Below are 13,525 nucleotides of genomic sequence, written 5' to 3'. Positions count from 1 at the left end.
CCGAAGCCCCGCAAAGTCTGGAGGAGCCGGAGTCAGCTCAGGTGATGAGTTTCCTGCAGCCCGTAGACCGGGGTCGGAATGCCTTCCATCCGAGCCTTGAGCTGCAGCGCCAAGTAGTGGGAATAATGGCGCGACTGCGCCAGATTGCCGCCGTGGAACCACAGCCCGTCCTGTTGTGTGGGCTTCCACATGTTGCGCTGCTCGCCTTCCCACGGGCCGGGATCCTTGGGCGTGTCGGAGCCCAGCCCCCAGACCTTGCCGACCTTGTCCGCCACGTCCTGGGAAATCAGGTCGGCCGCCCAGCCGTTCATCGAGCCATAGCCGGTCGCATAGATGACCACATCGGCGGGCAGTTCGCGGCCATCTTCGAGCAGGACGCTGTGCTCGGTCAGCTCTTTCACGTCCGAGCCGCTCGCGAGCTTGATTTTGCCGTCGATGATCAGCTGCGATGCGCCGACATCGATGTAATAGCCCGAGGCCCGGCGCAGGTACTTCATGAAAAGGCCGGAATCGTCGGGCCCGAAATCCAGCATGAAGCCGGCCTCTTCCAGCTGCCGATAGAACTCGGCGTCCTCTTCGCGAATGGTGTCGAAGATCGGCTTCTGGAAGTCGGCCATGATGCCGTAGGGGATGGAAGCAAACAGCAGATCCGCCTTCTCGGTCGTAATGCCGTTGGCCAGCGCTTCCTCTGAATACAGCGGCCCCAGCGAGTGCTTCATCAGCGATTCCGAACGCGAGATGTGCGTCGACGAACGCTGCACCATGGTCACGTCCACGCCGTGTTCGGCGAGCGCCGCGCAGATGTCGTGCGATGAGTTGTTCGAGCCGATGACGACAACTTTCTTACCTTCCATCCCGTCCGGCCCGGGGTGCTCGGAGGAATGCTGCTGGATGCCCTGGAAGCGATCCTGGCCGGGAATCGCGGGTACGTTCGGCTTGGCCGACATGCCGGTGGCCAGCACCAGCTGCTTCGGCTTCAGGGTGATTTCTTCGCCGTCTTTGTCGACCACGACGGTCCAGGTCTGAGTCGCTTCGTCGTAGCTGGCGCGCTTGGCCGCAGTCGAACCCCAGAAGTTCAGTTCCATGACCTTGGCGTACATCTCCAACCAGTCGCCGACCTTGTCCTTCGGCGAGAACACCGGCCAGTTGTCCGGAAATTTGATGTACGGGAGGTGGTCGTACCACACCGGGTCGTGCAGACACAGCGACTTGTAGCGCTTACGCCAGGAATCGCCCGGACGTTCGTTCTTCTCGACGATCAGTGCCGGCACGCCATGCTGGCGCAACCGGGCGGCCAACGCGATGCCGCCCTGCCCGCCGCCGATGATCAGGACATAGGGCTGAGTCGTGACGCCGAGTTCGGCCAGCTCCGCCTCGCGTTCCTCGGCCCAGGTCGGCTCGCCCTGATGCTCGCCGTGCTTGGCCCCGAGCGGGCGCGACAGGCCTTTCGGTTCTTCATAGCCCTTGAGCTCGTGCATCGTGGTCAGCAGCGTCCAGATCAGCCCGTTCTTGAGCCGGATATAGCCGTAACCACGGGCAACACCCGTATCGAACTCGATGAAGCCCTCGGTGATGCCGTCGGCGTGCGAGGGTTCCTCGTTGTCGTCCACGGTCCAGTCGGCCGGTTGCACGTCGTCGAGCCGGCTTTCCAGCATGTCGCGGATCTGCGCCTTGCCCTCGACGGTTTTGATGTTCCAGGTAAAGGCCACGAGATCCCGCCAGTAGCAGTCCTCGGCGAACAGCTCCAGGGCCTCGTCGATGTTGCGATTGATCAGCGCCTTGTTGAGCGCCGACAGCACATTCTGGATCTTGGTGCCTGCGGCAGTGTCCAGCATGGTTTTCTCCTCTCTTTCGCTGTTTTTGGAATAATCGGGTCAGGCCGCGTTTTCGAGATCGATCAGGATCTTGAGTTCGGTGCCGGCCGGATCGAGCAGCGCATCGAAGCCGTGCTCGACGGCGTCTTCCAGCGCGATACGGCGCGTTACCGCCCGCTCGGCCGGGATCTGGCCGCTGGCGATCAGCCGGCATACGCGCGGCCAGTAATAGGTCGGGTAGCACCAGGAACCGCGCACGTCGACGTCCTTGAACGTGACGTCGAACCAGTTCAGCGGGTTCTCGCCCGGGTGCAGCCCGGTCTGCACGATCGTGCCCTGCTTGCGTACGGCGTCGAGCGCCGACTTCAGTGCGTGCTCGTTGCCGGCGCATTCGATCGCCACATCGCAGCCGACATGGCCTTCAGTATGATCGCGTACCACGTCGCCCACCGATTCGCTCCGGGCATTGATGGGGATCACGCCCGGCACGGCTTGCTCGGCCAGCGCCAGCCGGGTCGGGTTGATGTCCGAGACGAACAGCTGGGTCGCCCCGGCAGCCCGCGCCGCGAGCAGCATCAAAATGCCGATCGGGCCAGAACCGGCCACCAGAACACTGCTGCCGGCGGATACTTCGCCCCGATCGCAGGCATAGACCGCGACCGCGGTCGGCTCGACCAGCGCGGCCTGCTCGTCGGTCATGGCCTCGGGAATCACCTGCACGTTGTAGTCGTTGACTAGCGCCGCCCCCGACATGCCGCCGTAATCCCAGGACAGGCCGACCAGCGCCAGCTGCTCGGACAGATGAAACAGGCCGCGTTCGGCGAAATAATCGCCGGTGCGCGGCATGATCAGCGGCTGGATCGAAACCCGATCACCCACCGCGGCGTTGTTCACGCCGTCGCCTACCGCCGTTACGACCCCGCCGAACTCGTGGCCGAGCGTCTGCGGGAACTGCGCGCCGGAAAACGGATGCGGCTCCGTGGGAATGAAGATCGGCCCGTAGGCGTATTCGTGCAGATCGGTGCCACAGATGCCGCAGAAGCGATTAGCCACTACCACTTGGCCCGGGGCCGGATCGCGCGGGGTATCAACCTCTTCGAGCCGAAGATCTTTCGCGGCGTGAAAGCGCAGTGCCTGCATGATGTGTCTCCTGTTGTGGGTTAGCGCTGTTTCAGGCCGCACTCTCGAGATCGATCAGGATCTTGAGCTGGCCGCCGGCCGGGTCCATGAGGGCGTCGAAACCACGGGTCACCGCGTCGTCCAGCGTCACCGTGCGGGTGACGATGTTCTCGGCCGGGATCTGGCCGGACTCGATCAGCCGGGCCACGCGCGGCCAGTAATGGGTTGGATAGGCCCAGGAACCCCGCACGTCGACGTCCTTGAACGTCACGTCGAACCAGTTCAGCGGGTTTTCGCCGGGGTGAAGCCCGGTCTGTACGATCACGCCCTGCTTGCGCACCGCATCCAGCCCGGTCTTGAGCGCATGCTCGTTGCCGGCACACTCGATGGCGACATCGCAGCCGACATGGCCTTCGGTGGCATCGCGAATCGTGTCGCCCACGTTCTGCTCTACCGGATTGATCGGGATCACGCCCGGGACCGCCGCTTCGGCCAGCTTCAGGCGCGTGGCGTTCACATCCGATATGAACAGCTGGGTCGCGCCGGCCGCGCGGGCCGCCATCAGCGCCAGAATGCCGATCGGCCCGGCCCCGGTGACGAGCACGCTGTTACCGGCCGATACGCCACCGCGGTCGCAGGAATACACCGCCACGGCGGTTGGCTCGATGAGCGCGGCCTGGCGATCGGTGAGCGCCTCGGGCACCACCTGCACGTTGTAGTCGTTGACCAGCGCGCCTTCGGCCATGCCGCCCGAGTGCCAGCCCAGCCCCACGAGCGTGAGCTGTGAGCTCAGATGGAACAGGCCGCGCTCGGCGTAGTAGTCGCCGACGCGCGGCATCAGCAGCGGCTGGATCGAGACCCGATCGCCCGGCTGGCAATGCGTGACGTTCCGCCCGACCGCGGTCACGACCCCGCCGAACTCGTGGCCCAGAATCTGGGGCGCGGTGGCCCCGGTGAACGGATGCGGTTCGGTCGGCACGAACACCGGCCCATAGGCATATTCATGCAGGTCGGTGCCACAGATGCCGGCAAAGCGGTTGGATATGACGACCTGATCCGGCCCCGGTTCCGCAGGCTCGGCCACGTCCTCGATACGCAAATCGCCGGCGGCGTGAAATCGCAGTGCTTTCATGAATCTCCTCAGTGACACGATCGACCGTGTCGTTGTGGCGCGTGAACACGCTCTGGAGGACACATGGCAAACCGCGTGCCGTTAATTCATGGCACTGATTTAAAAGGGCTTAATCAAAAACACCCCCGAGCCGGCCTCGGCCGCTGCCACAGCCCGATGCCACAGGTGTGGCGGCTGTGCTCGAGGTCAGATTCAGTGGGTGCGCAATCGCTTGAGCCGTCGATGGACCGTGGTGCGGTCCACTCCGAGTCGACGCGCCAGTTCCGACACGTTGCCGCCGCATTCGGCCAGCTGTGCCTCCAGGCCGATACGCCCCGTGGACGCTCCGATCTCGTCGGGCAGATCGTCGACTTCGATGGTCGGCGGTTCGCACAACGCCGTCGCCACCGACAGCGCATTGCGCAGCTCACGCACATTGCCTGGCCAGTGATGCGCGGCCAGCCGCCGGCGGGCTGCACGCGACAGTTGATAGCGTTCGCCGTGCTCGGCACCGATCTCGTCGAGAATGGTATCGGCGAGCGCGTCGAAATCCGCCCGCTCTCGCAGCGGCGGCAGTTTGAGTACTGCAGCGTTCAGCCGGTAGTACAGATCCTCGCGGAATTCGCCGCGGGCCACGCGATCGGCCAACGGTGCATGGGTCGCCGAGATCAGATGAATCGCCACCGGACGTGATTCCAGCGCGCCAACGGGCGTGACGCAGCGCTCGGCCAGAACCCGCAGCAGACGACTCTGCAACGCCAGCGGCATGTCGCCGATTTCGTCCAGAAACAGGGTGCCGCCATGGGCGGCTTCGATCAGACCACGTTTGCCGCCGCGCGCCGCTCCGGTGAACGCATTCGGCGCATAGCCGAACAGTTCGGATTCGATCAGGTGCTCGGGAATCGCCGCGCAATTAACCGCCACGAACGGCCCCGGGTGCGAACGAGCCGCGTGCACGGCGCGCGCCAGCACTTCCTTGCCGGTGCCGGTTTCGCCCTGAATCAGTACCGGCAGATCGCGCTGAGCGAAACGCGCGGCACGACGGGCCAGACGCGTCATCGTCTCGTCCCCACCGGTTAGACGCGCCAGCGAAGCCGGCATATCGGCGCGCGGCTCGGCCACCGGCCGGCGAATCGTGCGCGGCGCGCGGGTCGCCGGCGGTTCGGCACTGGCGAACAGTCGCGGCTGGCCACCGGCATACAGAATACGATCGCGCGCCGACTGGCCGCGCCTGTACTGGTCGAGCGTATCGGCATCCAGGTCGAACAAGGTATCGATCGGCTGGCCGATCAGCGCGGTGCCACTGTGCTCGGTCAAGCCGATCCGCTGCGACAACGCGGTGAACGCCGCATGCGTCATGCCCCGAATCCGGCCGTCGCCGTCCACGGCGAGCGCGGCTTCGGGATCGCTGTCTATGAAATCCGGCGAGCGCGACAACCGCAGCAGCCAATGCCCTTCGGCCTGGCTCATCAGGTTGGCCAACTCCACGCGCCGCGCGGTGGCAATCACCAGATGCCGCGCCAGTTGCTGACTGGAACGCGGCACCGCCGAACGCAGCTGCGAGATATCCACCACGGCGACCAGCTCGCCGAGGGTGTCGAACACGGGCGCCGCCGAACAGGTCAGCCCGATATGGGCCGGGTCGAAGTGATCGTCCTGATGCACGGTGATCGGCTGACGCGAGACGAGTGCGGCGCCCACGGCACAGGTGCCGGTGCGATCCTCGGCCCAGTCTGCGCCCAGATAAAGCCCGGCATCGCGCAGCGCCGGGTCGAGCTTGGGATTGCGATAGTGGGCCACGGACACGCCGCGCGCATCCGACAGCAGCAGCACATAGTTGTGCCCGGCCACTTGCTCGTAGAGATGATCGAGCGCAGCCCGGCTGATGCGGATCAGTTCCTCAGCCTGCTGCTGGTGCTCCCGCAACTTGGCGCCGGGCACGATGTAGGCGTTGCCGCGCTGGCTCGGGTCGAGCCGATATTCGTTCAGACAGCGCAACCAGGAGTTCACCACCAGTCCGTCGCGGCTCGATGGGCGTCCGGCGGCAACGTTCTCGATTTCCTTCAGATGAGCACTGATCGATGACATGGCCTCACCTCCGGCTCGACGATGTCACCGCGCAGGCGCCGCGGGCTACCCGACGTTAGTCGGCTGCGCGTTGTGTTGCGCGTACGCAACAGCCCACTCGCTCTTGGCAACAGCGCTACAATAGATCGATCACGCGCAATTGATTTGACCATGTCAGATATTCGTAACCCGGAGCGCCCCGCGCGCGCCATCGAACGTCCGCCGGCCCCCCGCCCCGGGACAACCGCGATCGCGGGCGGTATCAGCGTTGTCCTGTTGCTCATTCTGTTCGCCGGCTACGGTGTGGCACAGGGGATTCTGTACATCGTCGCCCTGGGGCTCGGCATTGCGCTGTATCACGCCCGCTTCGGCTTTACTTCGGCGTTTCGCCAGCTCATGGCCGTCGGCCAAGGCGAGACCCTGCGCGCGCATATGCTCATGCTCGCCGTGGCCAGTCTGCTGTTCGCGCCGCTGATGGCGCTCGGCACGACCGCGTTCGGCGGTCCGCTTTCCGGCTATGTCTTCCCGGTCGGACTGTCGGTGGCCTTCGGCGGCTTCATCTTCTGCATTGGCATGCAGCTGGGCGGCGCCTGTGCCTCGGGTTCGCTGTATACCGTTGGCTCGGGCCAGACCTCGATTCTCATCACTCTGTTCGGCTTCATCGTCGGCTCGGTTTGGGGCGCGCACGATTTCGGCTTCTGGCTCCAGCCCGCTTTCGTCTGGGGCAAGCTCTCCCTGGCCGACACGCGCTGGGGCTATACCGGCGCCGTGATTTTCCAGTTCATCATCATCGGCGCGATCGTCGCCGCGACCTGGCTGGTCGAACGCCGGCTCAACCCGCCGCCGCGCGTGGGCCCGCCGAGCGAGCATGGCATCAAACGCGTGCTGCGCGGCACCTGGCCTCTGTGGGCCGGCGCGCTGGCGCTTGCCGTGCTCAATGCCGCCACGCTCTGGCTGTCCGGCAAGCCGTGGGGCATTACCAGCGCGTTCGCGCTATGGGGATCGCAGGCGCTGTCCGCCCTCGGCGTAGATGTGGGCAGCTGGTACTACTGGTCCGGTCCGCATGCGGGCGGGCTGCATACCCCGATTTTTGCCGACCGGACCAGCGTGATGGACATCGGGATCATTTTTGGGGCCATGGCGGCCTCCGCCTGGGGCGGCACCTTCAAGATCGCCACCGACCTGCCCTGGCGCATCATCGTAGCCCGCCTCATCGGGGGCATCCTCATGGGCTACGGCGCGCGCATCGCCTTCGGGTGCAATATCGGCGCCTACTTTGGCGGCATCGCGTCGTTCTCGCTGCACGGCTGGCTTTGGGGTGCGGTCGGATTGCTCGGCACCGTTGTCGGCTTGAAATTGCGGCCTTTGTTCGGAATGGGTGTGCCGAAACTGAGCGACAGCAGTTGCTGAGCGCACCCGGGGCCCGACCTCGCCACAGTCACGATACGCCGGTGCTCCGTGCACGGCGTGCTAATATCCGGCCCGTAATCTCAATGCCATGTTCGCCGGCACCCACCGCTCGTCCCGTGATTTCATGAGTACGACCCGTTCGCCCCGTAGCGATTTCAATCTGACCGACCGGCTCGTATCCGATATTTTTTCGGGACACTACAAGCCCGGCGACTTCATCCCGAAGGAAATGCATATCTGCGAGGAATTCGGGCTGAGTCGTACCGTGGTACGGCGTCATCTCTCGCAGCTCGTGGACGGGGGCGTGATCGAGCGCATCTCCGGGTACGGCTCCCGGGTTCGTGAATATTCCGAATGGCATATCCTCGACCCACTGGTCACCGAATGGATGACCCGTTTCGCAGCTCCGAACGAAGAGATTCAGCGCGAAGTGCTGTCGTTCCGCTTAAGCGTGGAACCACATGTCGCCATGGCGGCGACGCGCCAGGCCAATGCCCACGACCTGGTCGCCATCGAGGAAGCCTTCAACGGCATGGCGCGCACCCTCGACGAAGCCAAAACCGGCGAACGCCGCCGACTCGATAGTGAGTCGGATGTCGCGTTTCACGTGGCCATCTTCCGCGCGACCCACAACATCGTTTGGTCACAGCTTTCACATATTCTGCGGCCCTCGATCCACCTGCTCGTGGTCGAGTCCAACGTCAGTGCCACCGACCCCGAAGACAGCCTCGAGCGTCATCGCCGTCTGATGGAAGCCATCCGCATGCGCAAGGTCGAGGATGCTTTCTATGCCGCGCATGCGATTCTTGAGGGTACGAGTCTCGCCCTGGGACTCGAACATACCCGCCCGGAAGTTGTGCCCGCCCATCTGAACGACTGACCCTCGGGTTGCCATCGCACGATCACGCTCGATTCTGAATCGCGAAGTGCTTCGTATTTCCGGCTAAGCGCCTATTCCCATCCAGCGGCGGACGTGCCCGCGTATGAGGCAGTGGCGTGGTTGCCGCGTTTGGCGTGGGCCATTCGAGTGAACCCACGACGCCGAATTGCCCTGCCCAAATACAGTGGGCATCAACGCCTCTGGCATGACCGCGGCCGGCACGATCACGTTCTTCGCGATCAACCGATTGCCCGACGACGCGGTGTCGCTCGATATCGACCTGCAGGGCTTTGGCTCGTCACGTCTGCTCGAGCATCGAAGGCTCTCGCATACCGATCCCAAGGCGGCGAATACCGAAGGCCAGCCGGATGGGGTGGCCCCGGTTGACGGTCATGGCCTGGCGTGCGACCACGGGCGCCTGACCGGGCGGCTCGATCCATTGACCTATCGCTTCATCCGAATTGCGGTCGATATAGCGCGCATCTGACGCCGACACACGCCCGGCTCGACGCCCGCGGCGCGGCAGACCCGGTACAAACCATGAGCGGCTCGACACAGCCGCCGATTAAAACCAAAGTCTATGTTGAACATATAACGGACATGTTTGACATTAGTTGCCGATTACAGGAGTTAACTGATGAGCGACGGAGAGAACGGCCACCCCAAGCGGCGATCCCAGGCCTGGTTCGGCGGGCATGACCGCGACGGGTTTTTGCATCGCAGCTGGATGAAGAACAGCGGGTTGCCGGACGATGCCTTCGATGGTCGACCGGTGATCGGCATTTGCAATACCTTCTCGGAATTCACGCCGTGTAACGCGCACTTCCGGGGTCTGGTGGAGCACATCAAGCGCGGCATTCTGGACGCGGGCGGCACCCCCCTGGAGTTCCCGGTATTTTCCTGCGGCGAGACGCTGCTTCGCCCCACCGCCATGCTGTTCCGCAATCTCGCGGCGATGGACACCGAGGAAGCCATCCGCGCCAACCCGATGGACGGCGTGGTACTGATGTGCGGCTGCGACAAGACCACCCCGTCTCTGATGATGGGCGCGGCCAGCTGCGATCTGCCCACTCTGGTCGTCTCCGGCGGCCCGATGCTCAACGGCCGCTTCAAGGGCCGTCAGCTCGGCTCCGGCACCGACGTCTGGAAGTTCTCGGAAGACGTGCGCGCCGGCAAGATGTCGATCGACGATTTCCTGGCTGCCGAATCCGGCATGCATCGCTCGGCCGGCCACTGCATGACCATGGGCACCGCTTCGACGATGGCCTCGATGGCCGAATCGCTCGGCATGGCCCTGCCCGGTAACGCGGCGTTCCCCGCGGTCGACGCGCATCGCAACCGCCTCGGGCGTATGTCGGGCCGGCGTATCGTCGAGATGGTCGAGGAAGACCTCAAGCCCTCGAAGATTCTGACTCGTAAGGCGTTCGAGAACGCGATCCGCACCAACGGCGCGATCGGCGGCTCGACCAACGCGGTCATCCATCTGCTGGCACTGGCACGTCGCGTTGGCGTCGACATGCATCTCTCGGATTGGGACAAGCTCGGCCACGACGTGCCCTGCCTGGTCGACCTGATGCCGTCCGGCCGTTTCCTGATGGAGGATTTCTGTTACGCGGGCGGCCTGCCGGCGCTGATGAAACAGATCGAGGATCTGCTGCACACCGACGCGCTGACCGTGAACGGCCATACCGTCGGCGAGAATCTGGCCGACGTGGAATGCTTCGATCACGAAGTGATTCGCAAGCGCGACAACCCGGTCAACGAGCGGGGCGGCATTGCTGTGCTCAAGGGCAACCTGGCGCCGGATGGTGCGGTGCTCAAACCCTCGGCGGCCACGGCCGAACTGATGAACCATCGCGGCCGTGCCGTGGTGTTCGAATCGATCGAGGACTTCAAGGCCCGCGTCGACGATCCGGATCTGGATATCGACGAAACCTGCGTGATGGTGCTCAAGGGCGCTGGTCCCAAGGGTTATCCGGGCATGGCCGAAGTCGGCAACATGCCGCTGCCGACCAAGATTCTGGAAAAAGGCGTACGCGACATGGTCCGCGTTTCGGATGCACGCATGTCGGGCACGGCCTTTGGCACCGTCGTGCTGCATGTCTCGCCCGAATCGGCCGCCGGCGGCCCGCTGGCCCTAGTCGAGAACGGCGACATGATCGAGCTGGACGTCGACAATCGTCGCCTGCATCTGGACGTGGACGACGCCGAACTCGAAGCGCGCCGCAAGCGCTGGACGGCTCCGCCGCCGGCGATGGACAGCGGTTACCAGAAGCTGTATTTCGACCACGTGCAGCAGGCCGATCTCGGCGCCGATCTGGATTTCCTCGGCGGTTGCCGCGGCGCGGCGATCCCGCGGGAAAACCACTGATCGGTTGGCTATGACTCAATCCGCGATCTACCCCAGTCTGGAAGGCCGGACGGCATTCGTGACCGGCGGCGGCAGCGGCATCGGGGCCGAACTGGTTTCGGCCCTGACGCGGCAGAAGGCGAACGTTCACTTCGTCGACATCGATGTAGCGGCCAGCGAGGCCCTGGTGGCCCGGTTGCAGAACGAATCGAGCGACCATCGCGTGGCGTTCACGCACTGCGATATTCGCGACGTGGATCGTCTCCAGCAGACGATCCGCGATGTCGAGGCCGAGCACGGCGCAATCCGTGTGCTGGTCAACAACGCCGCCAACGATGATCGCCACGACTGGCAGTCGGTGACTGCCGACTACTGGGACGAGCGTATGGCGATCAATCTGCGCCCGCAGTTCTTCGCCATTCAGGCGGCAGCCCCCGGGATGGCCGAGGCCGGGGGCGGCTCGATCATCAACTTCGGATCGATCAGCTGGAAGGTCGCGCTCGGCGGCATGCCGGGCTATACCACGGCCAAGGCCGCCATCCACGGCTTGACCCGCGGCATGGCGCGCGACCTGGGCGAATCCAATATCCGCGTCAATACCATCATCCCCGGCGCCATCATTACCGAGCGCCAGCTCGACAAATGGATCACGCCCGAGGACGAGGCCCGTATCCAGGCCAACCAGTGCCTCAAACAAAGACTCTTGCCCGAGCACGTCGCGCCGACCGTGCTGTTCCTGGCAGCCGACGACAGCGCCGGCTGCACCGCCCACGAATATTTTATCGACGCCGGTTGGTGCTGAAATGGATTTGATCGAACTGTCCGATTGTCTGCCGCAGGATCTGGAGCGAGCCGTACTCGTCGGCCGCGTCTGGCGCACGGCACCGGTCGACGGCCCGGCCCTCATCGCCGTGCGCGGCGGCGAGGTCGTGGACATCAGCGCTCATGGCCCGACCATGACCGATCTGCTCGATCGCGACGACTTGGTGGAGGTCGCGACAAACGCCCCCGGCGAATCGCTCGGCAACGTGCGCGACTGGCTGACCCAGTCGCTGGAAACCGATTCCGGCGAACGGCTGCTCGCCCCGGTCGATCTGGCCGCGGTCAAGGCTTGCGGCGTGACCTTCGCCGTGAGCCTGCTCGAACGCGTAATCGAGGAACAGGCCGGCGGCGACCCGGCCAAGGCGGCCGAAGTCCGCAGCCAGCTGCACGAACTCATCGGCGAGGATCTGTCGCAGATCGTGCCGGGCTCGGACGCCGCCATGGAACTCAAGAAGGCGCTGATCGAACGCGGTGCCTGGTCGCAGTATCTGGAAGTCGGCATCGGCCCGGACGCCGAAGTATTTTCCAAATGCCAGCCCATGGCCGCCGTGGGTTTCGGCGCCGAAGTCGGGTTGCATCCGTCCTCGGCCTGGAACAATCCGGAGCCGGAGATCGTGCTGGCGGTGGATTCCACCGGCCGGACCCGCGGCGCGACGCTCGGCAACGACGTCAACCTGCGCGATCTGGAGGGCCGCAGCGCCCTACTGCTGTCCAAGGCCAAGGACAACAACGGCTCGGCCTCGCTCGGTCCGTTCATTCGTCTGTTCGACGATCATTTCGATATCGACGATGTGCGCTCGGCGCGCGTACGGCTCGTGATCGAAGGCGCGGACGACGGTTTCCGGCTCGACGATGCCTCCGACATGCGCGAAATCAGTCGCGATCCGCTGGATCTGGTCTCGCAGGCCCACGGCTCGCATCACCAGTATCCGGACGGCTTCGTGCTGTATCTCGGCACGATGTTCTCGCCCACGCTCGATCGCGACGGCGAAGGCCAGGGTTTCACGCACCACATCGGCGACCGCGTGACCATCGCCACGCCCACGCTCGGCGCGCTGGTCAATCGCGTGAACCGCAGCGACGCCATCCCGCCGTGGACCTTCGGCGCGCGCCGTCTTTTCGAACATCTCGCGCGGGGCCGACAGAACGGCGCCCCGCAATCGAACGACACCGCTTTCAATCAGGAGTCCCCCATGCCCGAACTCACCGGCCAGCAATTCATCGGCGGTGCCCGCGTGGCAGCCGGCCAGAACACGCTTGCCAGCCGTGCAGCCGAGGACAACGCCCCCTACAAGCAGGATTTCTTCGAAGCGACGTCCGAGGAAGTCACCGCGGCCGCCAAGGCTGCCCATGACGCCTTCGATACGTTTTCCACCATCGATCCGGAAACCCGGGCCCAGTTTCTCGAAGCCTGTGCCGACGAGATCGAGGCGCTGGGCGATGCGGTCATTCGCGAAGCCATGCGCGAGACCGCCCTGCCGGAAGCCCGGCTGACCGGCGAAGTCGGCCGCACGACGGGTCAGCTGCGGCTGTTCGCCAAGGTGCTGCGTCGCGGCGATTATCTCGGCGCGCGTATCGATACCGCGACCGATGCCGCCCCGGATCTGCGCCAGATCCAGCAGGCGATCGGTCCGGTCGCCGTATTCGGCGCCTCCAACTTCCCGTTTGCGTTCTCGGTCGCCGGTGGCGATACGGCTTCTGCTTTTGCCGCCGGTTGCCCGGTGGTGGTGAAAGCCCATCCGGGACATATGGTGACCTCGGAGATGGTCGGTAACGCGATCGAAGCGGCGGTGAAGAAGACCGGCATGCCGGCCGGCACCTTCAATATGATCTTCGGCGACAAGGTCGGCGCCCAGCTGGTGCAGGAGCCGGCGATCAAGGCGGTCGGCTTCACCGGGTCGCAGAACGGCGGCCGGGCCCTGTTCGATATGGCCTCGCAGCGGCCCGAGCCG

The 13,525-nt window shown here is 64.8% G+C and carries 10 protein-coding genes and 1 pseudogene; 7 read left to right on the top strand and 4 right to left on the bottom strand.

What is annotated here, in order from left to right:
• Positions 1-32: 32 nt before the first annotated feature.
• The 4 genes from C41B8_RS12860 to C41B8_RS21025 all read right to left on the bottom strand — a co-directional run bounded on the left by C41B8_RS12860 (position 33) and on the right by C41B8_RS21025 (position 6,132).
• Positions 33-1,835, bottom strand: a complete 1,803-nt coding sequence (locus tag C41B8_RS12860; RefSeq protein ID WP_037338881.1) for an NAD(P)/FAD-dependent oxidoreductase — start codon at positions 1,833-1,835, stop codon at positions 33-35.
• Positions 1,836-1,874: 39 nt separating this feature from the next.
• Positions 1,875-2,954, bottom strand: coding sequence for a 2,3-butanediol dehydrogenase (locus C41B8_RS12855; protein ID WP_037338880.1), 1,080 nt, complete (start codon positions 2,952-2,954; stop codon positions 1,875-1,877).
• 31 nt (positions 2,955-2,985) lie between these two features.
• The gene (locus tag C41B8_RS12850; protein WP_037338878.1) at positions 2,986-4,065 is read right to left on the bottom strand and encodes a 2,3-butanediol dehydrogenase; all 1,080 of its coding nucleotides are present in this window, start codon (positions 4,063-4,065) and stop codon (positions 2,986-2,988) included.
• Between the two features lie 192 nt (positions 4,066-4,257).
• A complete protein-coding gene (locus C41B8_RS21025) occupies positions 4,258-6,132 on the bottom strand; it encodes a sigma-54-dependent Fis family transcriptional regulator (RefSeq protein WP_037338876.1) in 1,875 nt (624 codons plus the stop codon).
• 150 nt (positions 6,133-6,282) lie between these two features.
• On the opposite strand from C41B8_RS21025, the gene C41B8_RS12840 reads away from it, so the two are divergent.
• From C41B8_RS12840 to C41B8_RS21155, 7 genes and pseudogenes are all read left to right on the top strand, one after another.
• Entirely contained in the window at positions 6,283-7,521 is a 1,239-nt protein-coding gene (locus C41B8_RS12840; protein WP_037338874.1) for a YeeE/YedE family protein, read from the top strand.
• Between the two features lie 124 nt (positions 7,522-7,645).
• Complete coding sequence (locus C41B8_RS12835; RefSeq protein ID WP_037338970.1) at positions 7,646-8,401, top strand: FadR/GntR family transcriptional regulator; 756 nt, start codon at positions 7,646-7,648, stop codon at positions 8,399-8,401.
• A gap of 205 nt (positions 8,402-8,606) precedes the next feature.
• On the top strand, positions 8,607-8,888 hold the full coding sequence (locus tag C41B8_RS12830) for an alpha-L-arabinofuranosidase C-terminal domain-containing protein (protein ID WP_037338872.1): 282 nt from the start codon (positions 8,607-8,609) through the stop codon (positions 8,886-8,888).
• Between the two features lie 150 nt (positions 8,889-9,038).
• Positions 9,039-10,772 carry an L-arabinonate dehydratase gene (gene araD / locus C41B8_RS12825; protein ID WP_037338870.1) on the top strand — a complete coding sequence of 578 codons (1,734 nt, stop codon included), beginning with the start codon at positions 9,039-9,041 and terminating at the stop codon, positions 10,770-10,772.
• A gap of 10 nt (positions 10,773-10,782) precedes the next feature.
• A complete protein-coding gene (locus C41B8_RS12820) occupies positions 10,783-11,553 on the top strand; it encodes an SDR family NAD(P)-dependent oxidoreductase (RefSeq protein WP_037338868.1) in 771 nt (256 codons plus the stop codon).
• Position 11,554: 1 nt separating this feature from the next.
• Positions 11,555-12,709: pseudogene (locus C41B8_RS21160) on the top strand (fumarylacetoacetate hydrolase family protein); the annotation flags it as partial.
• 57 nt (positions 12,710-12,766) lie between these two features.
• On the top strand, positions 12,767-13,525 hold a 759-nt coding region (locus C41B8_RS21155; RefSeq protein WP_415752836.1), incomplete at its 3' end, for an aldehyde dehydrogenase family protein.

This window comes from Salinisphaera hydrothermalis C41B8, assembly GCF_000732535.1.
GTDB lineage: Bacteria > Pseudomonadota > Gammaproteobacteria > Nevskiales > Salinisphaeraceae > Salinisphaera > Salinisphaera hydrothermalis.
The sequence above is the reverse complement of the archived record's forward strand: the minus strand, read 5'-3'. Positions and strand labels throughout refer to the sequence as shown.

Bases quoted from the DNA above. Each gene is read 5' to 3' on its own strand.
- C41B8_RS12860 (WP_037338881.1), bottom strand. From the start codon at position 1,835: ATGCTGGACACTGCCGCAGGCACCAAGATCCAGAATGTGCTGTCGGCG.
- C41B8_RS12855 (WP_037338880.1), bottom strand. From the start codon at position 2,954: ATGCAGGCACTGCGCTTTCACGCCGCGAAAGATCTTCGGCTCGAAGAG.
- C41B8_RS12850 (WP_037338878.1), bottom strand. From the start codon at position 4,065: ATGAAAGCACTGCGATTTCACGCCGCCGGCGATTTGCGTATCGAGGAC.
- C41B8_RS21025 (WP_037338876.1), bottom strand. From the start codon at position 6,132: ATGTCATCGATCAGTGCTCATCTGAAGGAAATCGAGAACGTTGCCGCC.
- C41B8_RS12840 (WP_037338874.1), top strand. From the start codon at position 6,283: ATGTCAGATATTCGTAACCCGGAGCGCCCCGCGCGCGCCATCGAACGT.
- C41B8_RS12835 (WP_037338970.1), top strand. From the start codon at position 7,646: ATGAGTACGACCCGTTCGCCCCGTAGCGATTTCAATCTGACCGACCGG.
- C41B8_RS12830 (WP_037338872.1), top strand. From the start codon at position 8,607: ATGACCGCGGCCGGCACGATCACGTTCTTCGCGATCAACCGATTGCCC.
- araD (WP_037338870.1), top strand. From the start codon at position 9,039: ATGAGCGACGGAGAGAACGGCCACCCCAAGCGGCGATCCCAGGCCTGG.
- C41B8_RS12820 (WP_037338868.1), top strand. From the start codon at position 10,783: ATGACTCAATCCGCGATCTACCCCAGTCTGGAAGGCCGGACGGCATTC.